Origin of the sequence: Vibrio penaeicida, from assembly GCF_019977755.1 — a bacterium.
Lineage (GTDB): Bacteria > Pseudomonadota > Gammaproteobacteria > Enterobacterales > Vibrionaceae > Vibrio > Vibrio penaeicida.
In genome coordinates this window covers 630,364-655,421 of sequence record NZ_AP025144.1, presented here as the reverse complement: position 1 = coordinate 655,421, position 25,058 = coordinate 630,364, and the positions used below count along the sequence as shown (strand labels likewise).

General features: G+C 45.0%; 21 protein-coding genes and 1 pseudogene. 9 read left to right on the top strand and 13 right to left on the bottom strand.

Going from position 1 to position 25,058, the window contains the following annotated elements; genetic code table 11:
* Positions 1-99: 99 nt before the first annotated feature.
* The 6 genes and pseudogenes from folA to rplU form a co-directional block, all read right to left on the bottom strand.
* Positions 100-588: pseudogene (folA, locus tag LDO37_RS03260) on the bottom strand (type 3 dihydrofolate reductase); the annotation flags it as partial.
* 15 nt (positions 589-603) lie between these two features.
* Entirely contained in the window at positions 604-1,083 is a 480-nt protein-coding gene (locus tag LDO37_RS03255; RefSeq protein WP_126606368.1) for a threonine/serine exporter family protein, read from the bottom strand.
* Positions 1,065-1,832 carry a threonine/serine exporter family protein gene (locus LDO37_RS03250; protein WP_126606369.1) on the bottom strand — a complete coding sequence of 256 codons (768 nt, stop codon included), beginning with the start codon at positions 1,830-1,832 and terminating at the stop codon, positions 1,065-1,067. The genes LDO37_RS03255 and LDO37_RS03250 overlap by 19 nt, the downstream gene beginning before the upstream one ends.
* Positions 1,833-1,936: 104 nt before the next feature.
* A complete protein-coding gene (gene cgtA / locus LDO37_RS03245; protein WP_126606370.1) occupies positions 1,937-3,103 on the bottom strand; it encodes an Obg family GTPase CgtA in 1,167 nt (388 codons plus the stop codon).
* 250 nt (positions 3,104-3,353) lie between these two features.
* Positions 3,354-3,611 (bottom strand): 50S ribosomal protein L27, encoded by a 258-nt coding sequence (gene rpmA / locus LDO37_RS03240; protein ID WP_101113344.1) that lies wholly within the window; start codon positions 3,609-3,611, stop codon positions 3,354-3,356.
* Between the two features lie 22 nt (positions 3,612-3,633).
* Entirely contained in the window at positions 3,634-3,945 is a 312-nt protein-coding gene (rplU, locus tag LDO37_RS03235) for a 50S ribosomal protein L21 (protein ID WP_101113345.1), read from the bottom strand.
* Between the two features lie 267 nt (positions 3,946-4,212).
* On the opposite strand from rplU, the gene ispB reads away from it, so the two are divergent.
* Positions 4,213-5,184 carry an octaprenyl diphosphate synthase gene (gene ispB / locus LDO37_RS03230; RefSeq protein WP_126606371.1) on the top strand — a complete coding sequence of 324 codons (972 nt, stop codon included), beginning with the start codon at positions 4,213-4,215 and terminating at the stop codon, positions 5,182-5,184.
* 213 nt (positions 5,185-5,397) lie between these two features.
* On the opposite strand, the gene mdh is transcribed toward ispB, so the two are convergent.
* A complete protein-coding gene (gene mdh, locus LDO37_RS03225) occupies positions 5,398-6,333 on the bottom strand; it encodes a malate dehydrogenase (protein ID WP_126606372.1) in 936 nt (311 codons plus the stop codon).
* Positions 6,334-6,730: 397 nt separating this feature from the next.
* On the opposite strand from mdh, the gene argR reads away from it, so the two are divergent.
* The 4 genes from argR (at position 6,731) to LDO37_RS03205 (ending at position 11,823) form a co-directional block, all read left to right on the top strand.
* Positions 6,731-7,201: a transcriptional regulator ArgR gene (argR, locus tag LDO37_RS03220; protein WP_101113429.1), complete on the top strand. Its 471-nt coding sequence runs from the start codon at positions 6,731-6,733 to the stop codon at positions 7,199-7,201.
* A gap of 316 nt (positions 7,202-7,517) precedes the next feature.
* Positions 7,518-8,486 carry a TAXI family TRAP transporter solute-binding subunit gene (locus tag LDO37_RS03215; protein ID WP_126606373.1) on the top strand — a complete coding sequence of 323 codons (969 nt, stop codon included), beginning with the start codon at positions 7,518-7,520 and terminating at the stop codon, positions 8,484-8,486.
* Between the two features lie 262 nt (positions 8,487-8,748).
* Positions 8,749-11,328 carry a TRAP transporter permease gene (locus LDO37_RS03210; RefSeq protein ID WP_126606374.1) on the top strand — a complete coding sequence of 860 codons (2,580 nt, stop codon included), beginning with the start codon at positions 8,749-8,751 and terminating at the stop codon, positions 11,326-11,328.
* A 54-nt stretch (positions 11,329-11,382) separates the two neighbouring features.
* Positions 11,383-11,823, top strand: coding sequence for a universal stress protein (locus LDO37_RS03205; protein WP_101113350.1), 441 nt, complete (start codon positions 11,383-11,385; stop codon positions 11,821-11,823).
* A gap of 73 nt (positions 11,824-11,896) precedes the next feature.
* On the opposite strand, the gene LDO37_RS03200 is transcribed toward LDO37_RS03205, so the two are convergent.
* The 3 genes from LDO37_RS03200 to rapA all read right to left on the bottom strand — a co-directional run bounded on the left by LDO37_RS03200 (position 11,897) and on the right by rapA (position 16,611).
* Positions 11,897-12,850 (bottom strand): D-2-hydroxyacid dehydrogenase, encoded by a 954-nt coding sequence (locus LDO37_RS03200; RefSeq protein ID WP_126607818.1) that lies wholly within the window; start codon positions 12,848-12,850, stop codon positions 11,897-11,899.
* Positions 12,851-12,874: 24 nt separating this feature from the next.
* Complete coding sequence (gene rluA, locus LDO37_RS03195; protein WP_126607819.1) at positions 12,875-13,612, bottom strand: bifunctional tRNA pseudouridine(32) synthase/23S rRNA pseudouridine(746) synthase RluA; 738 nt, start codon at positions 13,610-13,612, stop codon at positions 12,875-12,877.
* Between the two features lie 89 nt (positions 13,613-13,701).
* Positions 13,702-16,611: an RNA polymerase-associated protein RapA gene (rapA, locus tag LDO37_RS03190; protein ID WP_126607820.1), complete on the bottom strand. Its 2,910-nt coding sequence runs from the start codon at positions 16,609-16,611 to the stop codon at positions 13,702-13,704.
* A gap of 402 nt (positions 16,612-17,013) precedes the next feature.
* Here rapA and LDO37_RS03185 point away from each other — a divergent pair, with 402 nt between their 5' ends.
* The 4 genes from LDO37_RS03185 (at position 17,014) to LDO37_RS03170 (ending at position 21,186) form a co-directional block, all read left to right on the top strand.
* The gene (locus LDO37_RS03185; protein WP_126607821.1) at positions 17,014-18,387 is read left to right on the top strand and encodes a PhoH family protein; all 1,374 of its coding nucleotides are present in this window, start codon (positions 17,014-17,016) and stop codon (positions 18,385-18,387) included.
* 187 nt (positions 18,388-18,574) lie between these two features.
* On the top strand, positions 18,575-18,751 hold the full coding sequence (locus LDO37_RS03180) for a hypothetical protein (protein ID WP_185829802.1): 177 nt from the start codon (positions 18,575-18,577) through the stop codon (positions 18,749-18,751).
* 186 nt (positions 18,752-18,937) lie between these two features.
* A complete protein-coding gene (locus LDO37_RS03175) occupies positions 18,938-19,744 on the top strand; it encodes a response regulator transcription factor (RefSeq protein ID WP_126607822.1) in 807 nt (268 codons plus the stop codon).
* Entirely contained in the window at positions 19,741-21,186 is a 1,446-nt protein-coding gene (locus tag LDO37_RS03170) for a sensor histidine kinase (RefSeq protein WP_126607823.1), read from the top strand. Before LDO37_RS03175 ends, LDO37_RS03170 begins: the two co-directional genes overlap by 4 nt.
* Positions 21,187-21,267: 81 nt before the next feature.
* On the opposite strand, the gene LDO37_RS03165 is transcribed toward LDO37_RS03170, so the two are convergent.
* From LDO37_RS03165 to LDO37_RS03155, 3 genes are read right to left on the bottom strand one after another with little or no spacing between them, the layout of a single operon-like run.
* On the bottom strand, positions 21,268-22,032 hold the full coding sequence (locus LDO37_RS03165) for an enoyl-CoA hydratase (protein WP_126607824.1): 765 nt from the start codon (positions 22,030-22,032) through the stop codon (positions 21,268-21,270).
* A 13-nt stretch (positions 22,033-22,045) separates the two neighbouring features.
* Positions 22,046-23,386: a ferredoxin reductase domain-containing protein gene (locus LDO37_RS03160; protein WP_126607825.1), complete on the bottom strand. Its 1,341-nt coding sequence runs from the start codon at positions 23,384-23,386 to the stop codon at positions 22,046-22,048.
* Positions 23,383-25,020 (bottom strand): AMP-binding protein, encoded by a 1,638-nt coding sequence (locus LDO37_RS03155; protein ID WP_126607826.1) that lies wholly within the window; start codon positions 25,018-25,020, stop codon positions 23,383-23,385. Before LDO37_RS03155 ends, LDO37_RS03160 begins: the two co-directional genes overlap by 4 nt.
* Positions 25,021-25,058 lie beyond the last annotated feature (38 nt).

The window sequence follows — 25,058 nt, the reverse complement described above, 5'->3', positions numbered from 1 at the left end:
TCTTTTCAAGGAAGAAGTTTTACTTCTTCCTTTTCCATTTCCCCAAAAAAAGCAGAGCTCTAGCAGAAATCAACTGTCGGTGAGTTCTGTTTCAATAATTTAATTACTTCTTTCCAGAACAACAAACTCCAGGTTGTACGCATTTTTTTCATTTTTACTGAAGAATTCTTGATGCGTTTGCTTCCAACCTTCTCCCCAATCAGGAAACTGAGTGTCGCCATCTATATCGGCATCTATATGTGTTACATACAGTGTGTCTGCAATAGGTAAGCACTCTGCGTATATTGAGCCGCCACCGATGATCATCAGCTCTTCAATCCCTTCCACAAGTGACTTGGCTTGCTCAATACTGGTGACTGTCTCTACACCATCAATGGCTAAATTCGGATCGCGACTCACAACAATGTTTCGACGTCCAGGTAGAGGTCGCCCAATAGACTCGTAAGTTTTTCTCCCCATAACGACAGGTTTTCCCATCGTACAACGCTTAAACCAAGCAAAATCTGCAGGTAGATGCCATGGCATATCATTGTCTTTACCAATTATGCGGTTACGAGCCATTGCGGCAATCATACTAATCTTCATTTGGGTCCTTTGAAGCAACTAAACAATGGGTTTTCGGCGGTAGAATAACAAACCCGGCATTGCTAAGCCAATGGCTAACCCAGCAATGATAAACATCGCTTTCAAGAAGTTTTCTACTAAGTCACCAAATAGCGCTTCGCTATACCCCAAGCTGTTCAATTCAACTAACGCAATCATGGCTTTAAAAGCGTAAACCCCAGGTACCATTGGAATTAAAGCGGCTACGGTGAATACTTTCGGGTGAGCCAAAAATCGATGTGACCATCGCACACCTATAAACCCAACGACCGTTGCTGCAAGAAATGAAGCCCACTCAATAGGAATTCCGAATTCCATCAATAAAAAGCGGCTACCATGCCCCAAAGCACCACCTATCGCACAAAACTTTAGTGCGTTGACCGGAACATTAAATACCAACGCAAAACCAACAGCGGGAATGGCGGCGAAGAACATATCGTTAATTAACGCTAAAATTAGACTCATCCTACCCACCCCCATACACCAACAATGTTCATGGCTCCGATAATTCCCATAGCGGTTGCCAACGTCAGTAAGCTTGCCATAACGAATCGGGCAATCCCCATGTTGACATACCCTTTGAGCATGTCTGCGACAGCATTGATCAAGGGCACGCCCGGAACTAACATCAAAACAGAAGACGCCATCGCAATAAATGGCTCGTTACCGATTTGAAACGTGACTGCTTGTGCGGAAATTAATGTGGTAACAAAAGCCGTGATCGAGAAATTGAGGAATGGATTAAAATGTCGATGACCTATTTCTTGTCTAACGATCATGCCAACAGAAGATGCAAAGAAAGTCATGGCGAAAACGCTCCAATCCCCTCCCGCAAGTCGGCTGAACGATGCACAAGATAGACCAATCATGAATACAACTAACCAGCGGTTATAACGTTCTGGATTGATGTCTGCGAGCTTACTTTTTGCTAACTTACAATCCAGTAATCCTTTTTCCATCAAGATGCAGATACGCTGAACTTGAGTAACCACTTTCATGTTAATCCCGCGATCGGGGCTGCGTCTTGCTGTGGTGATACAATTACCGGACTTTAACGTTGTGACCACCAATGAACTTGCAGATAGAGAGACTTCTACTTCATCCATATGGCTTGCAAGCCCTATTCTTCGGGATATATCGCCGACTAACGTGCTCTCTGCACCATGAGCCAAGAGCATTTGTGCCGCTTGAGCGATAAGCCGAGTGACTTCTCGCTGATTGTTATCCATAACCATGCCTCTCAATTGGACGAGCCGAAAATTATACAATTGCTACACAAATAAAAAATGCCGCAACCAAAGTTTGCGGCATTTTTAAAACGAATATGTGTGGGTTAGTCTCGAACGTAGATAACGTGGCCGTCATCTTCTTCGTCGTCCCAGTCGTCATCATCATCTTCTGTGATAACGTTTTTACCACTCATTGCATCTTTGTGGTAATCATCCCACATGAAGTCGACTTTATCTTCGACCTCTTCCACTTCTTCTTCACGAGGAAGGCTTTCCATGAAGTCAGCGAGTTTATAACAAAGCTCTTTTGTACCTTGTTTATTAACAGCTGATACTTTGAAGTAAGGGTCTTCCCAACCAAGTGCATCCAAGATCTCTTGGATTAACTCGTCAGCGTCTTCTTCAGGCATTAAGTCTGTTTTATTGAAGATCAACCAACGTGGCTTTTGCGCTACCTTTTCACTGTATTGCTCAAGCTCATCGATAATCGTCAATGCATTCTGAATCGGGTCACTTTGATCAACGGGCATAATATCGATCATGTGAAGCAATACTCGACAGCGCTCTAAGTGTTTAAGGAATCGGATCCCCAAACCAGCACCGTCTGCAGCTCCTTCAATCAAGCCAGGAATATCCGCAACCACGAAGCTTTTTTCAGGAACCACACTAACAACGCCCAAGCTTGGAATAAGCGTGGTAAAAGGATAATCTGCCACTTTCGGTTTTGCTGCTGATACTGCACGGATAAACGTAGATTTACCGGCATTTGGTAATCCCAACATACCAACATCGGCAAGTAAGAGTAGCTCTAGACGCAATTCACGAACTTCGCCTTTTGTGCCCATGGTTTTCTGACGTGGAGCTCGGTTAACAGACGACTTAAAGCGCGTGTTACCTAGTCCATGCCAACCACCTTTCGCGACCATGATTTTTTTTCCGTGCTCGGCTACTTCACCCACAACTTCATTCGTGTGGATATCGACAGCACGGGTACCCACAGGCACTTTCAAGACGATATCTTTACCGCGTTTACCAGTACAGTTACCACCGCGACCGTTTTCGCCACGATCAGCGTTGTAAAAGCGTTGGAAACGATAGTCGATAAGGGTATTCAGGTTTTCGTCCGCTTGGACATAAACATCACCGCCATCACCACCGTCACCACCATCAGGACCACCCTTGGCGACAAATTTCTCACGCCAAAAGCTAACAACGCCATTACCGCCGTCGCCAGCATCTACTTTAATTACCGCTTCATCAACGAATTTCATTTTTTACTCCGCATTTTGTGCGTTGCAATACCACCTGAGTAAAGTGGTATAAATTCTAGCAGATCCAGATGTAAGATCGATCACCTGAGATCCAGGATCGGTCTGCATTCAGGAACAAAAAGAAAGACCATCTAAAAAAAGAATTCGATATTTATCATTTAGATAATGACGAGATCTTGCTTTTGGCTCTGTCATAAATAAAAAACCCCGCCGAATCGGCAGGGCTTTTGAATTCAGCTAGAAACTAAATTTATTCAGATTCAATGCTAACGAATTTACGGTTTTTAGGACCTTTAACTTCAAATTTCACTTTACCTTCAGTAAGAGCGAAAAGAGTGTGGTCTTTACCGATACCAACGTTAGTGCCAGCGTGGAACTTAGTACCACGTTGACGAACAATGATGTTACCTGCAAGAACAGATTCACCACCGAAACGCTTAACACCAAGACGTTTGCTTTCTGAATCGCGGCCGTTACGAGTAGAACCGCCAGCTTTTTTGTGTGCCATTGTTAAACTCTCCTAATATCTATTAAGCGTTGATGCCAGTGATTTTCACTTCAGTGAACCACTGACGATGGCCTTGTTGCTTACGAGAGTGCTTACGACGACGGAACTTAACGATTTTAACTTTATCGCCACGACCGTGCTTAACCACTTCAGCAGTTACCTTGCCACCCTCTACAAGAGGAGCACCAACAGCGATTTCTTCGCCGTTAGCTACAAGAAGAACTTTGTCGAACTCAACAGTTGCGCCAGTTTCAACGTCTAATTTTTCTAAACGAAGAGTTTGACCTTCGCTTACACGGTGTTGTTTACCACCAGATTGGAAAACAGCGTACATATTTTACTCCGCTTTTTCCGCACAGCCTATGCTATGTGAGCAATTTGGGTGTGCGCTAAACTAATCATCAATAGGGCGCAGATTCTACAGAAAGGCTATCCCCATGACAAGCCATATTTTTAAAAAATTGGCGAAAAGCTAATCGCCAAAGAAAAGTGTGCCAATCATGCCGTTAGATAATGTATTTCGCAACGATTTTTAGTGTAATATTCAGCAATTAATAAAAATCATTAAGCCTTATAGGGTATAACCTCAGCCGGAAGAACAATGGATTTTAAAGCTATCCAAGCGCTCACAGCCGATGATATGGCAAAAGTGAACGAAACCATCCTTGCTCAACTTAACTCTGATGTGAGTTTAATTAACCAACTAGGATTTTATATTGTAAGTGGTGGCGGCAAACGTATTCGTCCGCTACTTGCTGTATTGTCTGCTCGCGCACTGGGCTATGAAGGTAATAGCCATACCACCGCTGCAGCCTTTATTGAATTCATTCACACTGCCACTTTATTACACGACGACGTTGTTGATGAATCAGATATGCGTCGTGGCAAGGCCACCGCCAATGCAGCGTTTGGAAATGCAGCCAGTGTACTTGTGGGAGACTTTATTTATACGCGCTCTTTTCAGATGATGACGAAACTTGGATCCATGGAGATCCTCGAATTAATGAGTGATGCGGTCAACATTATTGCTGAAGGAGAAGTACAGCAATTAATGAATTGTAATGACCCTGATACAACTGAAGAAAGCTATATGCAGGTCATCTATTCAAAAACAGCACGTTTGTTTGAAGCTGCAACTCAGATTGGAGCGATTTTGACTGATGCTTCTCCAGAAGTCGAAAAGGCAATGCAGAACTATGGAAAATACTTAGGCACTGCATTCCAGCTCATTGACGACGTTATGGATTACACATCCGACGGCAAAGATATGGGTAAAAATGTTGGAGATGACCTTGCGGAAGGCAAACCAACCTTGCCTCTTTTATATGCCATGCAAAATGGTACTGACGCGCAGAGAGCGATGATTCGTGAAGCGATTGAAGAATCGAATGGCATGGAGCGCTTTGATGACATCATGCAAGCGATGCGTGATACGGCTTCTTTGGAATACACGTCGGGTCTTGCTCATCAAGAGGCCGATAAAGCCATTGCAGAGCTCAACGTACTACCAGAGTCAGAATATAAGCAAGCTCTCGTTACCTTGGCTCACATGGCGGTTAAACGTAGTAAGTAGCTGAAGGTTTAGCCATATAATAGAGGGAGTCATTTTCTTCCTCTATTTACTTGCTTCTCTATATCCCTACTCGTCTATATACATAGCCTATCTATATGTGAAGCTTAGCGTGCCCTGTATCTCTAACTTGTCGTTGATAAGTAAAAAGTAGTTCCACAAGATCAAAAAAACCGACCACATGGTCGGTTTTTTATTTCTCGATATTGGGAGAACTTACTTAGCGAAGTCCACACCGATGCTGATGTCGCCTTTAAGCGTATCTAGCATGCCATCCAGTGCAGCTTGCTCGTAAGCGCTGATTTCACCGTAGCTCAAGACTTCTTCTACGCCATTCTTACCCAATTTAATTGGTTGCGCGAAGTACTCTGCGTGCTCACTGCCGCCATCGACGTATGCGCACTCAACTACGCCTTCTTCACCTTGAAGCGCTTTCACAAGTGATAGACCGAATCGACATGCAGCTTGTCCCATAGACAAGGTTGCGCTACCGCCACCAGCTTTCGCTTCAACAACTTCAGTACCAGCATTTTGAATGCGTTTTGTTAGAGCATCGATTTCTTCATCGGTAAACTCTACACCTTCCACTTGTGAAAGAAGAGGAAGAATAGTCACACCAGAGTGACCACCAATAACAGGTACACGAATATCGCCTGGATCTTTGTCTTTTAATTCAGCAACGAAAGTTTCAGAACGGATCACATCCAATGTGGTCACGCCAAACAGTCTGCGCTTGTCATAAACGCCTGCTTTCTTAAGAACTTCAGCAGCGATTGGTACAGTAGTATTTACAGGGTTTGTAATGATACCAACACAGGCTGTTGGACAAACTACGGCAATCTTTTCAGCTAGTGATTTAACAATACCAGCGTTAACGTTAAACAGATCAGCACGATCCATACCCGGCTTACGTGCAACACCTGCAGAAATCAGCACAACGTCTGCACCTTCTAGTGCTGGAGTCGGGTCTTCGCCTGCATAACCTTTAATTGAAACCGGAGTTGGGATGTGGCTCAAATCTGCCGCTACACCCGGAGTAACAGGTGCGATGTCGTAAAGAGCAAGATCAGATCCAGCTGGTAGACGGTTCTTTAGTAGAAGTGCGAGTGCTTGGCCAATGCCTCCTGCGGCACCAATTACGGCTACTTTCATGGTTATTCTCCTTGGGTAATTTAGCAATACTTCACGTTAAGGTATGAAACCTTTGTAAGTTGGTTTTTCTAACCTAAATTGTAGATAAGAAACTATAGTAACTACGTTCTTATTACAATTAATTAACGACATCTTTGCGACTTCGCGCAAATCGACCTTTTCGTGCTACAAAATGAAGCAAGAGAATGCTCTTAAAACCCAGAGCATACAACAAGTTTGATTAAAATATTTGTGGCATAAATCTCACCTAAAAGCACCGAAATTTAGAACTTTTCATCTAAGAGTAAAAGAATGAGTACAAGTGACTTTAGTAGCAGAAATTGGGCAGAAGTTGGTGAAGGTGCATTATCTATGCAAAAATAACAAAAATAGTTTTAACTATATGAAATTGAGAATCATGCGAAATACAGAAAAACAAGACAACCTTGTACGTGCTTTTAAAGCACTATTAAAAGAAGAACGCTTTGGTTCACAGGGGGAAATCGTCGATGCTCTGAGAGCTGAAGGTTTTGAAAATATAAACCAGTCCAAAGTATCTCGAATGCTCACCAAGTTTGGCGCTGTTCGTACAAGAAACGCTAAAATGGAGATGGTGTACTGTCTTCCTGCAGAACTTGGAGTCCCTACCGTATCAAGTTCTCTACGAGAGCTAGTGTTGGACATAGACCACAACAACGCGCTGGTTGTCATCCATACCGGTCCTGGAGCCGCACAGCTTATCGCTAGGTTGTTAGATTCCCTAGGAAAATCAGAAGGCATATTAGGTGTTGTCGCTGGTGATGACACTATCTTTATTACTCCGACGCTCCCCGTTCCTACCAAGGAACTGTATGACTCCGTTTGTGATTTATTTGATTACCATGGCTAATTAACGCCAGTGCAAATGATAAATAGCTCATTTCACTACTATTGTGATCGAACGCACATTTAAGGCAATCTGCGACTAAACTAATCACAAATATCTAACCCCATGAAAAACAAAGACTTTATGGGGTTAGGCGTTTCCCTTATTCCTTTTCAACTCTAGACTTATCATCTATAGAAATTAACATTCTTGTAATTTCCAACCAGATTTTTGCTATTATTCAGCCACTTTTTCATCTAATGGACTGAAAAAGATGCCGTTTCCAATAGGAAGCTATTCCACATTCGTGGCGAATAATGAAAATAAGGAAGGGAAATTCATGGCATTTAAACACCTTGTAAAAATCAGTGCGATTGCTGCAGCAGTAGCTGGCGCTGGTTCTGTTCATGCTCAAGAGTTCATCACCATTGGCACAGGCTCTGTAACTGGCGTTTATTACCCAACTGGTGGTGCAATTTGTAAGCTTGTGAACAAGGGTCGCAAAGAACACAACATTCGTTGTTCAGTTGAATCTACTGGTGGTTCTATTTACAACGTAAATACCATCCGTGCTGGTGAACTGGACTTTGGCGTTGTTCAATCTGACTGGCAATACCATGGCTACAACGGTACAAGCAAATTCTCAGAGCAAGGTCCGTACAAAAAACTACGTGCTATGTTCTCTTTGCACACTGAACCATTCAACATTATTGCTCGTGCAGATGCAGGTATCGATAACGTAGCAGACCTTAAAGGTAAGCGCGTAAATATCGGTAACCCTGGTTCTGGTGATCGCGCAACAATGGGTGTTGTTATGGATGCATTTGGCTGGACGAACGACAGCTTCAAGCTAGCATCTGAACTAAAAGGTTCTGAGCGTTCTCAGGCACTTTGTGATAACAAGATCGATGCGTTCATCTACATGGTTGGTCACCCAAATGGATCAATCAAAGAAGCCACAACCTCATGTGATGCAAAACTAGTTTCTGCAACGGGTAGCAACATCGATGAAATCGTTGCTGGTAACCCTTACTACGCATACAGTAACGTACCTGCAGGTATGTACCGTGGTACAGAATCTGACGTTAAGAGTTTTGGTGTTGCTGCAACTATGGTAACGACATCAGACGTATCTGATGACGTAGCTTACAACGTTGCAAAAGCAGTATTCGAAAACTTCAATACGTTTAAGCGCTTGCACCCTGCATTCGCTAACCTGAAGAAAGAAGACATGGTAAAAGCAGGTCTTTCTATCCCTCTTCACCCAGGTGCTGCGAAGTACTACAGAGAAGTGGGTCTACTAAAATAAACTCAGTAGAAATACTTTGACAAAAAAGGAGGCACTCACGCCTCCTTTTATTGGCATATCAAACAATCGTTATTCCTGTTTATGCCAACTTCAATTTGACAGACATACTGTTTCAAAACACAAGTCATTGTCTTCGTCAGTCTCAATAGCTAGACTGATGAAACTTGTTAACATTTTGTTAAGAATTTTTCGTTACATTAATTGAACGATCTGCTGCTGGACTTGCAGCATATAACACCAAAATATAATAAGGATAACGTACATGACGCAGACAACAACACCGTCTCAAGATGTGCAAGATATGGTGGCACAAGCCGATACTGGAGCGCGAAGCCCTGCTGGGATTCCAGGTCGGATTTTATGGTTTGTCCCTCTTTGTTGGTCTCTTTTCCAACTGTGGTACGCATCACCCCTGCCATTTATTTTCAATTTTGGCGTTCTGAATGACACAGAAGCCCGAGCAATCCATTTAACGTTTGCAGTATTTTTAGCCTTTACTGCATACCCAGCTCTAAAAACATCGCCTCGCGATCATATCCCATTAGTGGATTGGGCGATGGCGTTAGCCGGCAGTTTTGCCGCCGCTTATATATACCTATTTTATACTGAGCTCGCTGGTCGTTCTGGCGCGCCAACCACATTTGATATTGTTGCTGCCGTAACGGGTATGGTGCTGCTACTAGAAGCCACTCGTCGAGCACTTGGTCCACCGCTAATGGTGGTTGCTGCGGTATTCCTAACATACACCTTCGCTGGCCCTTATATGCCAGATGTGATTGCACACAAGGGTGCGAGCCTGAATAAGGCGATGTCTCACTTATGGCTAACCACAGAAGGTGTGTTTGGTGTGGCTCTAGGGGTTTCAACCTCTTTCGTTTTCTTGTTCGTACTATTTGGTGCCATGCTTGAACGCGCTGGTGCAGGTGCATACTTCATCAAAGTTGCCTTTTCGCTGCTTGGACACATGCGTGGTGGGCCGGCAAAAGCCGCTGTTGTTGCATCTGGATTGTCCGGTCTTGTTTCTGGTTCCTCGATTGCCAACGTAGTAACAACGGGGACATTCACCATCCCGCTAATGAAGCGTGTCGGATTCCCAGGAACGAAAGCGGGTGCGGTAGAAGTTGCAGCTTCAACCAATGGTCAGCTAACACCACCAATTATGGGTGCTGCGGCATTCTTGATGGTGGAATATGTGGGTATTTCCTACGTTGAGGTTATCAAAGCCGCGCTGCTTCCTGCTCTTATTTCTTATATTGCTTTGATTTACATCGTCCACTTAGAAGCATGTAAAGCTGGTATGACAGGGCTTCCGCGTCGCCGTGTTCCAACACTCGTGCAGAGCCTACTATCTTTCACTGGTACCATCCTAGGTTTGTGTGTGATCAGTGCCTTGGTTTACTACGGTGTAGGTTGGACGAAAGATGTCTTCGGTGATGCAGCTACCCCAATCGTGACGGTTGCTCTACTTATCGCTTACTTGGCGTTAATTCGTATTTCAGCGAAGCACTCTAAAGAAGGCGCTATTTCCATCGATTCGGAATTAACTGAAGTACCTGAACCGGGTCCTACCATTAAGTCTGGTTTACACTTCTTATTGCCAATCGTTGTTTTGGTTTGGTGTTTAACCGTTGAACGTTTTTCTCCAGGTCTTTCTGCATTCTGGGCAACCGTATTCATGATTTTCATCTTGATTACTCAACGTCCACTCATGGCTATCTTGTCTAAATCAGGCAACGTTAATGAGCAAGTGAAAGAAGGGTTTGTAGACTTAGCTGAAGCACTGGTTTCTGGTGCTCGAAACATGATTGGTATTGGTGTTGCGACTGCTGCTGCAGGTACGGTTGTGGGCGTTGTGACGCTGACCGGTATCGGCTTAGTGATGACCGACTTTGTTGAGTTCATCTCTGGCGGAAGTATCATCTTGATGTTGCTATTCACAGCCATCATCAGTTTGATCCTCGGTATGGGCTTACCGACAACAGCAAACTACATCGTCGTATCAACACTAATGGCACCGGTTATTGTTACCTTGGGCGCAGCTCACGGGTTAATCATTCCACTGATTGCGGTTCACCTATTTGTGTTCTACTTCGGCATACTTGCGGATGATACGCCTCCAGTTGGTCTCGCGGCTTTTGCTGCTGCGGCGATTGCAAAATCCGACCCAATTAAAACGGGTATTCAAGGTTTCACCTACGATATCCGAACCGCCATATTGCCGTTCATGTTCATCTTTAACACTCAGTTGCTGATGATGGGCATTGATTCATGGTGGCACCTATTCTTAACCGTTATCTCTTCGATCATTGCGATGCTGATATTCTCTGCCGCGACTCAAGGTTGGTGGTTTACGAGAAACAAATGGTGGGAAACGGTGCTTCTACTTGTACTGACGTTCTCTTTCTTCCGACCTGGATTTTGGTGGGACATGCTTTACCCAGCAAAAGACTATTATGAAGGTCACGAGATCACTCAAGTGGCTGAAGGTCTGAATGTTGGTCAAACGTTAGAACTGCGTGTTGGCGGCGAAGATATTGATGGTGATTACAGCGAAAAGACTGTTCGTTTACCATTTGAAGATTCAGCCGTAACCGGTGAAGAACGTGTGGCATCAATGGGGTTAATGCTCAATGAAGTTGAAGGTCGTATGATCGTTGATATGGTTGAGTTTGGTAGCCCAGCGGAGGCATCTGGCGTCGATTTCGATTGGGAAATCAAATCGGTTGTCTTGGAAGCAGATAGACCGATGAAAGAATGGGTATTTGTTCCCGCTCTGATGATCTTGTTTGCTATGGCTTGGAACCAAAGGCGTCGAGCGAACAAAGACGCCATTCCAGCTTAACGTATTCTAAAATCGACAGCGTTGAGTTCAGCGCTGTCTTAAAAGAGATAAGCTATGTATAAAAATATTTTGGTTCCCGTCGACCTGAACGACGAAGGCTTTGCAGATAAAGCAATAGAGCTCGCAGTATGGCACGCGAAGAATTCGCAAGCCAAAGTACACTTGCTGACGGTATTGCCTGGGATTCACAATTCTATGGTCGCGACTTACTTTCCGAAAGATGCCGCTAGCCAAATGAAAAAAGACGTGAAAGCTCAGCTGCAAGAAGTGGCGGATAACAGCTTAACCAGCGCCAACATCGATAACGAAGCGCACGTTGCAGAAGGTAAGCCTTACGCGGCTATTTTGAAACACGCGGATTCTTTGAATGCAGACTTGATCATTATGCCAAGCCATAAACGTTCAAAGCTTAACAAAGCCGTATTGGGCTCTGTTGCAGCCAAAGTGGTACAAAACGCCAAAATTAGCGTGCTTGTTGTAAAGCCTCAAGGTTAATCCATCGATACCTAAGAGTTCGATAGTTTAAAAACAGAAATATAAAGTTAAAGCACGCTTCGGCGTGCTTTTCTTATGCCACTCGATTATTCAAATCACCCGCCACATATGACTCGATGTTTTCTATCAAGATCTCACACAGGCGAGTAATGGCGCTGTCGCTTCCCCACGCTACATGAGGCGTTAACAACAAGTTGGGAAGGTGCATATTGGCAATTAGCGGGTTGGATTCGTCGGCTGGCTCTTCGGTAAATACATCCATCCCAGCTCCCGAAATTTGCTGGGATTTTAAGGCGTCAATAAGGGCGAATTCATCCACCAGCCCGCCACGACCTGCATTGATTAAAATGGCATTAGGCTTCATAGCGGTTAGCTCAGAGTGACCGATAAGATTGGCCGTTTCCTCAGATAACGGGCAATGCAGGGAAACCACATCAGCTATCTCCAGCGCTTTATCAAAGGGCACATACCCTTCACGACACTCAGTTGCTCCTTTACGCTCGGAATAGATCACTTGCATGCCAATGGCTTGTCCGAGTGCGCCAGTAGCTTTACCCAATGCGCCAGACCCAACGATAGCAAGCGTTGAACCTGCAACATCACCAATGGGGTGAGTAAAGAAACAGAATTGCTTTTTCTTTTGCCACTCCCCGTTTGAAATATCTTGATGGTAACCCATTACGTTGCGGCGGAGTGCAAACAGCATCGCTATTACATGCTCAGGAACAGACTGGGTCGCATAACCTTGAATGTTGCAGACTGAAATTCCATTCTCAGTACAGTATCTTAAATCGACGTTATTTGTACCTGTGGCAGCAATCGCAATCAGCTTGAGTTTGGATGCCTGTGCCAGCACTTCCTCATTCAAAATGGCTTTGTTGGAAATCACAATATCTGCGTCTTTGATTCGCTCTGCGGTTTGGGAAGGCGTGCTAAGTGGGTATTCTTCCCACTGATGCTCAAAAGTAGGCTCTGGAACAGGAATTTGGGCAGGAATGGTGTCTCTGTCTAAAAAGACAATTTTCATTGAAGGCTCCTTTCCTGCCTTCAATTAAGGTCTAGGCAGGGATTTATAATCAGGCAATATTTTATCAAGCTGAAATTGTTGCAAAATTTCCGCTTCAGCTTCGGGATAGAAATCACAAGGCACAAACATCGCCTGTAATTCTTGAGAGTTAGGGTGATAAAAAGTCAGCTCTGTTGAGTGAAGTTCAAGCCGAGCGGAATGTGCCATTGCCTCTGGCGTGGCATAAAACTCATCCCCTACAATTGGATAACCTAACGCCTGCATATGGACGCGAAGCTGATGAGAGCGCCCTGTTATCGGAATCAAGCGAACAATAGAGGTGCGCGCTTCCTTTTTCACGACTTGATATCGCGTTAAAGAGGGTTTTCCGTGTTCAAAGCACACTTTTTGTCTTGGTCGATTTGGCCAGTCACAAATCAACGGTAAATCCACCTCACCTTCTTCAGATTCTGGATGTCCCCAGACACGAGCGTAGTAAATTTTGTGCGTCAGGCGATATTGAAATTGCTTCTTTAAGGAGCGCTCCGCTTCTTTATGCTTGGCAAACAACATCAACCCTGATGTCGACATATCTAAACGATGAACCACCTCTAGTTCGGCATATTCTTCACGTAAGCGGCTCCACATACAGTCGGCATGCTCTGGCGCTCTTCCTGGCACCGATAACAACCCAGATGGCTTATTCGCAATCAGGATATCATCGTCTTCGTACGTAATGTCTGTCCAAGGAGTAGTCGGGGGGGTGTATTCAAGCATCGCCATAAAACGTTTTTCTTTCGTGAAGATATTAGGGTCTGTTGACCTAAGTGAAGGGGAAATGAGCCTCGCCCATTTCCCCTTATATTTTTCTATCAGTTATGGCTTACGACAATCAATCGCAGTGAATCCAACTGAATTTGAGCACTTTGGATATAACCCGTCAGTTCCTTGATTTGTTGCTCAATTGCTTCGAGCTCTTCATCTCGGATATTTGGGTTCACAGCTTTAAGTGCTTGCAAACGTTCCAACTCACCATTGAGGTTAGATTGCATGTCACTCAAGGCTGAATCGCGCACTTTCGATAAGTGACCTTGGATATGCCCTTCACCCGCTTCAATAAGCTTATGAACATCCCCTTGAACCGAGCTCACTAATTTACTGGCGAGATGACGATTCACCGGGCTTAGTTGACGGTTAAAGCCTTCAAACTCGACTTGCTCAGACAAATCGTTGCCTTTGCCATCCAACATCATGCGAATAGGCGTTTGCGGTAAGAATTGCGATAAACCACTGCGCTTAGGGGCTTGTGCATCCACAAGATAAACAAGCTCAAGCAGAATGGTCCCTACGGGTAACGCCTTATTTTTCAGTAGCGATACCGCTGACGTTCCCACGCCTTCGCTAAGCAGTAAATCGATACCACCTTGGATCATCGGGTGCTCCCAGCTCATGAAGTGCATATCTTCACGAGACAGCGCGGTATCGCGATCAAAGGTAATCGTTGCACCTTCATAAGGTAAGCCTGGGTAGCTTGGCACCATCATGTGCTCTGAAGGGGTAACCACCAGCGCATTTTCGCCTTTGTCGTCTTGGTTCAAACCAATGGTGTCAAATAAGCTTAATGCGAACGTGACTAAATTGGTGTCGCCATCGGTTGATTCTATTTGCTCAACAATTTTCTGAGCTTTTTCACCGCCGTTAGAGTGGATTTCCAGCAACCGGTCACGACCTTGCTCAAGTTTGGCTTTCAGCTCTTGATTCATATGGCGCGATTGATCAATCACTTCATCTAACGTATCCGTATTTCCAGACGCCAACATCTCAATCAGTTGTTCGGAATATTGGTCGTACACCGCTCTGCCCGTTGGACAGGTTTCACCGAACGCGCTCAATCCTTCTTCGAACCAGCGAGCAATAATGCCCTGAGACGTACCTTTTAGATAAGGAACGTAGATATCGATATCGCGCTGCTGACCAATACGATCCAAACGGCCAATTCGCTGCTCTAGCAAATCTGGGTTGAATGGCAGGTCAAACATCACAAGTTGGCTAGCAAATTGGAAGTTACGACCTTCGGAACCTATTTCAGAACAGATCAGAACCTGTGCGCCGCCTTCATCTTGCGCAAAATACGCCGCCGCTTTATCACGCTCAAGTATCGACATTCCCTCATGGAACACTGTAGCTCGAATGCCTTCACGCTCTCTCAGTGCTTGCTCTAATTGCAATGCTGTGTTCGAGCGAGACGCGATCACTAACACCTTCTCACTGCGCTTCTCTTTCACTTTTTCAATGAGCCAGTTTACGCGAGAGTCAAACTGCCACCACGTTGCACTATCCCCTTCAAACTCTTGGAAGATCTCTTCAGGGTAAAGCATTTTCATGGCGCGAGCTTCAGGCTTCATTTGCCCACCGAGCATACCCGCCACACGCATTGCGGTGGTGTATTGACTTGGAATGTCCATTGGCAATAGGTGAACATTACGCTCTGGGAAACCTTTAATGGCTGCCCTTGTGTTTCGGAAAAGCACTCGACCTGTACCGTGGCGGTCCATCAGGTTATCAATTAATTCCTGACGCGCTTTGGCTTTTTCCTGCTCTTCGCAACTGCCTTCGATAATGCGGAACAAGGGTTCAACATCTTGCTCTGAAAGCAATTCGGTAATTTGGTTTTTCGCAGAGTTTTCCAGCTTTTCACCAGAGAACAAAGTGGCTACAGCATCCGCAACAGGCGCGTACTGTTTTTCTTCTTCAACAAACGCACGGTAATCGTAAAAACGGTCTGGGTCTAAAAGACGAAGACGTGCGAAATGGCTTTCGTGCCCTAGTTGCTCTGGTGTGGCTGTAAGAAGAAGAACACCAGCCGTACGCTCGGCTAATCCTTCAACTACTTGATATTCTCGGCTTGGCGCTTCTTGGCTCCATTCAAGGTGGTGCGCTTCATCCACCACCAGCAAATCCCAATCTGCATCCAGCGCTTGTTCAAAACGTTTCTTGCTCTTACGTAAGAAATCAAGCGAACACAAAACGTATTGCTGTGTTTCAAATGGGTTATCGGCTTCAGCAAAGGCTTCAATGCAACGTTCTTCATCGAAAACAGAGAAGTGCAAATTAAAGCGACGCATCATTTCGACTAACCATTGATGCTGAAGTGTTTCAGGCACCACAATTAAAATACGTTCCGCTCGGCCAGATAACACCTGTTGGTGAATGATCATGCCAGCTTCAATGGTTTTACCCAATCCCACTTCATCCGCAAGTAATACGCGAGGCGCATGACGGCGTCCTACTTCGTGAGCGATATAAAGCTGATGAGGAATGAGACCAGCGCGCATGCCACACAAGCCACGCATCGGGCTTTTGTGCTGCTGATACTGGTTGGTTAGCGCTCGATAACGTAAAACAAAATTGTCCATACGGTCAATTTGCCCCGCGAACAATTTATCTTGAGGTTTGTTAAATCGAATTTGATTGCTCAGCATGATTTCACGCAAAATCACACCGGATTCTTCCGTATCAGTACGTGTACCAAGGTAGGAAAGAACGCCATTGTCATCGACGACTTGTTCGACTTTTAATTGCCAGCCTTCTTGAGCATCAATCACATCACCAACATTGAATGTGACTCGGGTAACGGGGGCATCAGAACGAGCATATACGCGGTTCTCTTCCGACGCCGCAAATAGCAATGTAACGGTTCTCGCATCCAGTGCGACCACCGTTCCTAAACCCAAGTCACTTTCTGTATCACTAATCCAGCGTTGGCCTAAAGCAAATGTCATGTGATTGACTACCTCATCGAGTATTTCGGTTTCTATCAGGGTAAATAATTATGGCTTCACCCTGTTCAAAAGGGCGCTCATCTTACTTGAACACGTGATTCACGTCACGTTCAACACGAGTAATTTGCCTCTTTTTTTTACCCATTTCGCAATTGCAATCAAAGTGTAAAAAAGTTGTGACAAATCTAAAATACAAACTCACGAACTGTTGCTTATACTTATAAGTGAGCTCACACCGAAATAGGACAAGGTGTTGAGTTTGGTATCTAAACGGGTCTGAAGTAAGTCACTCTCTTAGCGGTACCTTTTTCGGGGTTTTGGTACCCCTCGCCTTCAGCAGTGACCTATGCCTCAGAAAAATGCTTGGCTAAGCACTCTGCTGCGGCAGAAAAGGAGACGCTTATGGGCGATACCGACCGGAAAATTTTTGTACTGGATACAAATATCCTTCTTCATGAACCTTTCGCAATCTATTCCTTTCAAGAACATGATGTGGTCATTCCAATGACCGTCCTCGAAGAACTCGACCGAATCAAAGACAGTAAACGCGATGTCGCGAGGGACGCACGCGTCGCGATTCGAGCGATGGAAAACTTGTTCCACGATGCCACACCAGACCAGATATCCGAAGGCATTCCTCTTTCAAAAGAAAACGCAGGAGGCACATTAGCCATTCTTGCTGATTTTGAATTACAAGAAACCGTACGTGCGTTTGCCGACAAAGCAGGCGACAACAGAATCTTAAACGGGGTGATTTACCTACAGAACAAGCGTTCACCCCGAGAAGTGGTGCTTGTCACCAAAGACATCAACATGCGATTACGCGCCAAAGGGGCGGGAGTACGTTTTGTTGAAGATTACCGAACAGACCAATTGATTGATGATGTCCAATTCCTAACCAAAGGGTTTCACACTTATACAGGGGATTTTTGGACAAACATTGAAAAAGTGGAAAGCCGCAGTGTCGGGGGACGCACTTACCATGACATCAGTAAAGAGTCGCTAGAGCCAACCTTTATTAACCAATACATTGTTGACCAAGATTCCGACTTTGCTGCCCGTGTTGATTCCATGGAAAATCAAACAGTCACACTCAAACATTTAAGCCGAGAGCGCTTAATGAACCGACAAGCTTGGGATGTCAGCCCTAAAAACATCTACCAAGGAATGGCTCTAGATGCCCTTCTCGACCCAGATATCGATTTGGTCATCTTAACCGGAGCGGCGGGCAGTGGTAAAACCATGCTAGCCATGGCTGCCGCTTTGGAAATGTCGATTGAACGAAATCAGTTCGATAAGATCATTGTTACAAGGAACACACCAGACATCGGCGAATCCATCGGCTTCCTTCCGGGAACGGAAGAAGAGAAAATGATGCCATGGCTCGCCGCTGTTACCGATACACTGGAAGCACTGCATAAAAACGATCACTGCACCGAAGGTTCACTCAAATACATTTGTGATAAAGCCAATATTCAATTCAAGTCGATTAATTTTATGCGCGGTCGCTCCATCCAAAATGCCTTTGTACTTCTGGATGAGTGCCAAAACCTCACTGCCTCTCAAATCAAAACCATCATAACCCGATGTGGAGAAGGCACTAAAATTGTGTGCTCGGGCAACCTTGCCCAAATCGATTCTGCCTACTTAACGCCCGTCACTTCAGGCTTAACCTATATGGTAGAGCGATTCAAAAACTTTGAAGGCAGTGCCAACGTTCACCTCAATGGTGTAGTTAGAAGCCGTTTGGCCGAGTTTGCAGAAGAAAATCTGTAATTTCTCTTTTAACCATCGCATGAGCTAAAACTTAGTACATGCCTCTCACCTACTTGGTGAGAGGCATTTTCGTTGCAGCCGATACACATGGTTATTGCTATTGCTCTCGCTCGCTGACAAACGCTTACACTCTGATAATTAACTCAATGATACAGTTTTACTCCCTAAAGAATATTGCGAGAAAGCCATGGCCAGATTGTTTCTACGTTTAGAAAGTACTCGTGACCACCAAATCCTTATCGAAGAGTTTGAACCTGAAGATACGTATATGGGGTATTTGAAGCTGTCTGATGTGATACGTCACCTCCAAGCTGCCAATAAAAGTAACCCTATCGAACGTTGGACATGGCGATTCGATTATTAGAGTTGGGATTACAGCGCACTTTCACTGCCTGCTTTGGGCGCTTTGTAAGAACCTAATGTCTGAAATCATCATTTTTGAGACCAGTTCCACTTTTCCCTTCCAAAAAGCAAATTCCTGACTCCTCACTGAAAGAGATACGAGAATCTAGTGGTCTACTTCTTGAATCGACTAGAGAGGGAAGTCAGGATGTCATATACGATTCTAGTGGTCGAAGACGACCAAGATATGGCGAATCTAATTAGCTTGAATCTGAAAGTTCAAGGCTATAAAACCATATTAACATCGCACATCAGCGAAGGTTACCAGATAGCGTGCCAAGGATTAGCCGATGCCGTGATCTTAGACCGAAAACTGTGTGATGGCGACGGTACCGAAATGTGTAAACTGCTACGCCAACAGCACATTGGGATTCCGGTTTTGATGCTCACAGCACTCACCAGCGAACACGACATGGTAGACGGTTTAGAAGCCGGTGCTGACGACTATTTAACGAAACCATTCAGTGTGATTGAACTTCAGGCAAGAGTTCGAGCACTGTTGCGAAGAACCGAACACACTCGATGGACGGAAACTAATGACAATCAGCCGGATGTCGCCCCCCCACAAACCACGCCAGATTGGCACCTAGCCAACCAATCAACACATCAACTGGCTCCTGAGCAAATGGACACTTCAGTACCATCTTCGTTGATTTTTGATGATCTTGTGATTTCAAAAAAGCTGCATGAAGTACGTTTGGCAGGAGAAAACATAAATCTCACTCCTACCGAGTTTTCCCTTTTGTATTGCTTGGCGAGTAAACCAGGGAGGGTTTTCACAAAAGATGAGCTGCTTATTCGAGTGTGGGACACCGACTACGATGGCTATCACCACACAGTGTGTAGCACCATTAATAGGCTGCGTAACAAAATCGAAGTACCTAAGAATAACGCGCGCTTCATTCGCACCGTGTGGGGTGTGGGTTACAAGTTCCAGCACGAGGTAAGACAATGACTCGCTCTTTCAAAAAGCGCCTGTTCTTGCTCTCTCTTATTTGGTCTTTGGTCAGTATCCCGCTTCTGACTTATCACTTTCATATTACATGGCAAGGCAGCGAGCAACGCGCCCGTCAGTTCTTGCATAAAGATTTAGCCAATCACATGCGCGACGATAACCCACTCATGGAGGGGAATGACTATTCGCCCAAGGCGCTAAAAAGCATCTTCCACACATTAATGATGCTAGGGCCGGACTTTGAAATTTATTTTTTAGATAAAAATGGAAAAATAACCACCACCGCCTTAGACAGTAATGTTGAAATCGCAACGCACGTAAATTTAACCCCAATCCATCAGTTTTTAGCCAATGATACTCTCCCTATTTTAGGCGACGACCCACGCGATATGGGGCGTCAGAAAGTGTTTTCAGTATCCGCTATCGAAAGCCCTAATGGGGTAGAAGGTTATTTGTATGTCGTCATCGGACGGCAATCGTCAGACATCGCGAGAGTTAATCGCTATATGATGCAGTACTCCCCCATATTGATCGGTGGTATTGCACTAATTTTGCTGTTTACTGTTCTTATTTATCGGTTAATCCAGAAAGATCTGCTTGCCCCTAGCCAGCAACTCATTCGTCAAATAGAACATTCTGCGAAAGAGCACTTTCGGGTCGAACCCAATTTATCTGTTCCTGTCACTGAACTGCTTCCATTGTCACGCCAGTTTGGGTATCTGCTCGATCATATTCAGTGGCAATTTTTACGGCTCAGGCAACAAGAGCATTCACGTCGCGAATACTTAATGCGTTTAAGCCACGACTTAAAAACACCGCTCGCGAACATACAAGGTTACCTTGAAACTTGGCTCCTCAATGGCAAACAAAACGTGGAGTTGGTTTCCACAGCACATAGCAATGCATTGAGATTACACGATCAACTTCAAGAACAATTTGATGCGGCAAAAAAAGAGTTGATAGAGCCTGAAATCCAAAATGAGATCATCGATATTGTTGAGTTCATAAATGAATTGAAAGCACGTTTTGAAATCGGACTCGAAAAGAAGTCGCTTGATATTTTTTGTACTATTTCAGTCAACGCCCAAGTAAATGCGGATAGAAAGTTATTGGTAAGATTGTTGGATAACCTTATGGAAAATGCCATTCGGCACAGCCCTGAAAAGGCAACTATTCAGCTATTTGTAAAACCGCACTGCGGAGTAAACTCTCAGATTAACGTGAAAGATATCAGCATCGTCATCATTAACACGGTCGACCCAGCCATTCGTGGAGGAGAGCTTGGTATGGGGTTAAAAACCGTCAATGCGATTCTGACGTTGCATCAATCGAAGTTAGAAATATCCGAGCAACCTGGGCTATTTATCGCCAAATTTAGGCTTTCAGCGCAGCCCTATTCCAATGCCCCATTATTGGCAAATGCATCAAATGAGCAGAGTTGATCCATACATTCCAACAGGTTTAAAAATCACCCTCACTTAATTTCAAAGTGAGGGTGATTTTTACAACGGGGTGAGATCCCGCTAATGCCCTTTAAAACTCGGCGCTCGTTTTTCTAAAAAAGCACGCATACCTTCTTTTTGATCGTGAGTGGAGAATAACGAGTGAAAGACTCTACGTTCAAACAACAACCCTTCTTTCAACGAAACCTGCTCTGCTCGATCGATGGCTTCTTTGCCGACAATGACAGAAGGCTTGCTGTAGCTGGCGATCACTTTAGCAACCGCAAGGGTTTCTTCAAGTAACGCTTCATCGGGCATAACTCTGGCGACGAGACCTGCTCGCTCCGCTTCAGCAGCATCCATCATTCTTCCCGTTAAAATAAGATCCATCGCCTTAGCTCGGCCCACCAAACGCGTGAGCCTCTGTGTACCACCAATGCCTGGAATCACCCCCAGTTTGATTTCTGGCTGACCAAATAATGCGGATTCAGAGGCATAAATGAGGTCGCACATCATCGCTAATTCGCACCCTCCTCCTAGTGCATACCCTGAAACCGCCGCTATTTTAGGAGTCCGAAGTGCACAGAATGCATCCCACCCAGAGAAGTAATCTGTGCTCAACATATCGGTGTAACTTTTGTCCGACATCTCAGCGATATCAGCACCTGCGGCAAAAGCACGCTCCGATCCCGTTATCACAAAACACCCAATGTCTGGATTTTGGTCATACTCCGTCAATGTCTGCGTAATTGCAGACATAACTTCGCTGTTGAGTGCATTAAGTTTGTCGGGGCGGTTGAGTCGAATTAAAACCACTCGACCTATTTGCTCAGTTTGGATAATCATAATTCTGTCCTCGTTATGAATCCCAGATGGCGCCATAGGCAGGAATGCCTCGACTCTCTAAGCCAAACACCACTTGTTGGGTTAGTTTTTGATTAGCAATGCATATCACTGCTTCTGCATCAAATTTCTTGTAGGCGGCATACGCCAGTTTCACCATATCGGGTTTGCCTTTCTCTGTGGTATCCCAGATATCGGCATCCGGTTGAACCGACAGGATTTCATCCACGAGCTCGTCACCGTATGTTTCTCTGGGTGTTCGAGTAGACCAAACCAAATGCATCGGTACTTCTTTCGCGAGTAGATGAGGCAAACATGGGCCGATTCCACTTCCGGTTGCAATGTACACAACGCGTTTAAACAGCACTTCGATATTCGCTACGCCAGCAGTTGGAATACCCTTAACCCATACGTGGCTAGGTCTGTCTTCGATGAGCTTTCCAGTCCAGTCTCCTGCACGCGATACAGTTAATCGATATCCCGACTCTCCGGGGCTTGGTACATTGGCAAAGTGGTGCCACTCCAGTAATGGGTTACGACTTATAGCCATTGATGAGCCTGCAAACGGTGTAACACCATAATCAAATTTCAGTAGCGCTACGTGATTAGAGGGCGTTTCAATTTTCACAGGAACACGGCGAAGGCGAAGCCATGGAAGAAGGATGCTAATGCTCACCGCAACCAATGCCCAAAAAGAATAGGAATCCAACAAGATGCTGCTGATATTCTGGCTCGGGTTTAAATCGGCGGCCAATGTGAACGTTTGCCCCCAAAACAGAATCAAAACACTCCAACCACCAAAGCGATGAGTTCTTTCAAACGCATTGTGATACTTCTTGCGAATGTTCGGTAATGCCATGAAAACGATCAGCATCAGCAATGCTAATATCGCATAGGTAATTCCGAGGGTTAGGGGTGAAATGGAAGCCAGCTGATGCTGATAACTGAAAGCTAACGCACCTGTAAAAATAGCAAACCAAGACGTTGCTGCCATGGCGCTTCCACTGTGTAACCCTCCGTGGTGGTAGATTTTTCCTAAATGCCAACGAATCGACAATGGCAGAGATGTGGGTGCTCTTGTTGCCAACCAGAAAAGTAAGTTAATCACGTATTGCTGGCGAACCAACACGGCAACCGTCAGATTCAAAACAACCATATTTGAAAGCGTTTGGAGCGCAATCCCGTCGGTTTTAAACCACTCTCCAACCGTTACACCATATGCCAACGTAGCAATATTGGCCATGAACACGAGAATCACCAATCGATAATAATGTTCCATCGCTGGATACGACCAAATTCGACGAAGTAACGAACGTTGCTCAGGTAAAACAACGGCGCTTTGATCTATTGAACTCATGGTGTTTCCTCCGTAATAGCTAGCTGGCTTTTCTCGTAATGTGCCATCAGAGCACGTTTATCAATTTTTCCTCGTGAGGTTTTAGGTAAGCTATCGAGCGCAATTACGGTACTGGGTACGCAGTAGTAAGGCAGATGCTTTTTCACTTGATTTTGTGCCTCAGATTCACAGACTTGAGCAGGGGTAACAAATGCGATGAGTGTTTTGCAATCCACCTTCATTGTCACAGCTTGGTGGCAGTTTTCTGTCTTCTCCAACACCCGAGAAACCGAATCCAATTCAACACGGAAACCAAGAATTTTCACTTGATCGTCAGTACGGCCTAGGTGGAGGAGCTCGCCGCTTTTTGTCCATTTTCCAAGGTCGCGTGTTCGAAACATTTTGTGCTTACCACCTAGAAATGGGTCAGGTCGATATCGGTCGGCATTCAGTACCTCATTGCCGATGTACCCAGCTGTAACACATAAGCCGCCTGCCCACATTTCACCAACATCGCCAATCGCGCAGGGTTTAAGATCCTCGTCCAGTACGTACACGGTATTATTGGGCGTCGGTTTGCCTATCGTGAGTTCTTCACATTGATCCGAATAATGCTGTGCAGTGTTGATAATGGTGGTTTCGGTTGGACCACAAGCATTGTAAAAGCGACAAAAGGCTCCCCATTGATCTGCTAAGGGTTGGGGGCAAGGTTCACCTGCGACAGCCGCAACTTGAATAGATTGGCAATGCTTAGCATCTAAACTTGCGAGAATAGATGGGGTCGCAATCACCGCATCCGCTTGGCTTACCGTGGCTTCAATATCGCGATTGCGAATTAACAATGTGGCACCGTGGCAAAGAGTGACAAAAATCTCCCAAGCGCACATATCAAAGGCGATACTCAGAATTTGTCCAACCTTCATTCCGGGCTCTATACCCAGATTTCCGGGCGATGTCATCACGATGTTCGCAACATTCTGATGCGTCACTTGCACACCATTTGGAGTTCCTGTTGTGCCTGAAGTAAACAAAATAAAGCATCGTGATTCTGGCTCTACATCGGGTAATTCCAAACCTTCGCTGTCGTATAGCTCAGGGAGTAGCTCATCTAAGAAATACAGGTTTTGATGGCTGAGTTCTGGCAAATGCTGTTCTAGGTGCGAAAGGCTCAGTACCGTTTTTAGGTCCGCTGTTTCACAGACATGTTTCAGTACTTTTTGGGGTGCCACGCCAGCGTGCTGAGGGACATAGCAGGCACCCAGTTTTAAGGTTGCCAGAATGCCAATTAGCATTGGAATTGATCGCGTGAGAAAAATACCTACGGCATCACCTTGCTTAATACCTCGCTTTTGTAGGAAAGAGGCAAGTTGGTTTGCTTTTAGATTCAGCTCTCCATATGTAATTTTTTCTTCTTCATGAATTGCCGCTATTTGATTTGGCATGAAGATCGCTTGAGCTTCAATAGCAGTGTGAAGGCAAGAGTATTCAGGAACGGCGTAAGGACCTTGTCCAAACTGCTCAAATAAAATCTGATCACTCAACGGCAATTCAGAAATGGCGCCTCGTCGAAATTGAAAGCGTCGCGTCTGTTGAAGAGTGCTGTAATGCTGTGAACTGTTGAGGCTATGCTCTGACTTTAATTTAGTGAGTTTCATAAACTTCTCCTTGTTATTGGTTTGCTAAAACCTAACAA

Excerpts from the sequence above, each read along its gene's own strand:
- LDO37_RS03255 (WP_126606368.1), bottom strand. The coding sequence starts at position 1,083 with ATGGGGGTGGGTAGGATGAGTCTAATTTTAGCGTTAATTAACGATATG.
- LDO37_RS03250 (WP_126606369.1), bottom strand. The coding sequence starts at position 1,832 with ATGGATAACAATCAGCGAGAAGTCACTCGGCTTATCGCTCAAGCGGCA.
- cgtA (WP_126606370.1), bottom strand. The coding sequence starts at position 3,103 with ATGAAATTCGTTGATGAAGCGGTAATTAAAGTAGATGCTGGCGACGGC.
- rpmA (WP_101113344.1), bottom strand. The coding sequence starts at position 3,611 with ATGGCACACAAAAAAGCTGGCGGTTCTACTCGTAACGGCCGCGATTCA.
- rplU (WP_101113345.1), bottom strand. The coding sequence starts at position 3,945 with ATGTACGCTGTTTTCCAATCTGGTGGTAAACAACACCGTGTAAGCGAA.
- ispB (WP_126606371.1), top strand. The coding sequence starts at position 4,213 with ATGGATTTTAAAGCTATCCAAGCGCTCACAGCCGATGATATGGCAAAA.
- mdh (WP_126606372.1), bottom strand. The coding sequence starts at position 6,333 with ATGAAAGTAGCCGTAATTGGTGCCGCAGGAGGCATTGGCCAAGCACTC.
- argR (WP_101113429.1), top strand. The coding sequence starts at position 6,731 with ATGCGAAATACAGAAAAACAAGACAACCTTGTACGTGCTTTTAAAGCA.
- LDO37_RS03215 (WP_126606373.1), top strand. The coding sequence starts at position 7,518 with ATGGCATTTAAACACCTTGTAAAAATCAGTGCGATTGCTGCAGCAGTA.
- LDO37_RS03210 (WP_126606374.1), top strand. The coding sequence starts at position 8,749 with ATGACGCAGACAACAACACCGTCTCAAGATGTGCAAGATATGGTGGCA.
- LDO37_RS03205 (WP_101113350.1), top strand. The coding sequence starts at position 11,383 with ATGTATAAAAATATTTTGGTTCCCGTCGACCTGAACGACGAAGGCTTT.
- LDO37_RS03200 (WP_126607818.1), bottom strand. The coding sequence starts at position 12,850 with ATGAAAATTGTCTTTTTAGACAGAGACACCATTCCTGCCCAAATTCCT.
- rluA (WP_126607819.1), bottom strand. The coding sequence starts at position 13,612 with ATGGCGATGCTTGAATACACCCCCCCGACTACTCCTTGGACAGACATT.
- rapA (WP_126607820.1), bottom strand. The coding sequence starts at position 16,611 with ATGACATTTGCTTTAGGCCAACGCTGGATTAGTGATACAGAAAGTGAC.
- LDO37_RS03185 (WP_126607821.1), top strand. The coding sequence starts at position 17,014 with ATGGGCGATACCGACCGGAAAATTTTTGTACTGGATACAAATATCCTT.
- LDO37_RS03180 (WP_185829802.1), top strand. The coding sequence starts at position 18,575 with ATGGCCAGATTGTTTCTACGTTTAGAAAGTACTCGTGACCACCAAATC.
- LDO37_RS03175 (WP_126607822.1), top strand. The coding sequence starts at position 18,938 with ATGTCATATACGATTCTAGTGGTCGAAGACGACCAAGATATGGCGAAT.
- LDO37_RS03170 (WP_126607823.1), top strand. The coding sequence starts at position 19,741 with ATGACTCGCTCTTTCAAAAAGCGCCTGTTCTTGCTCTCTCTTATTTGG.
- LDO37_RS03165 (WP_126607824.1), bottom strand. The coding sequence starts at position 22,032 with ATGATTATCCAAACTGAGCAAATAGGTCGAGTGGTTTTAATTCGACTC.
- LDO37_RS03160 (WP_126607825.1), bottom strand. The coding sequence starts at position 23,386 with ATGAGTTCAATAGATCAAAGCGCCGTTGTTTTACCTGAGCAACGTTCG.
- LDO37_RS03155 (WP_126607826.1), bottom strand. The coding sequence starts at position 25,020 with ATGAAACTCACTAAATTAAAGTCAGAGCATAGCCTCAACAGTTCACAG.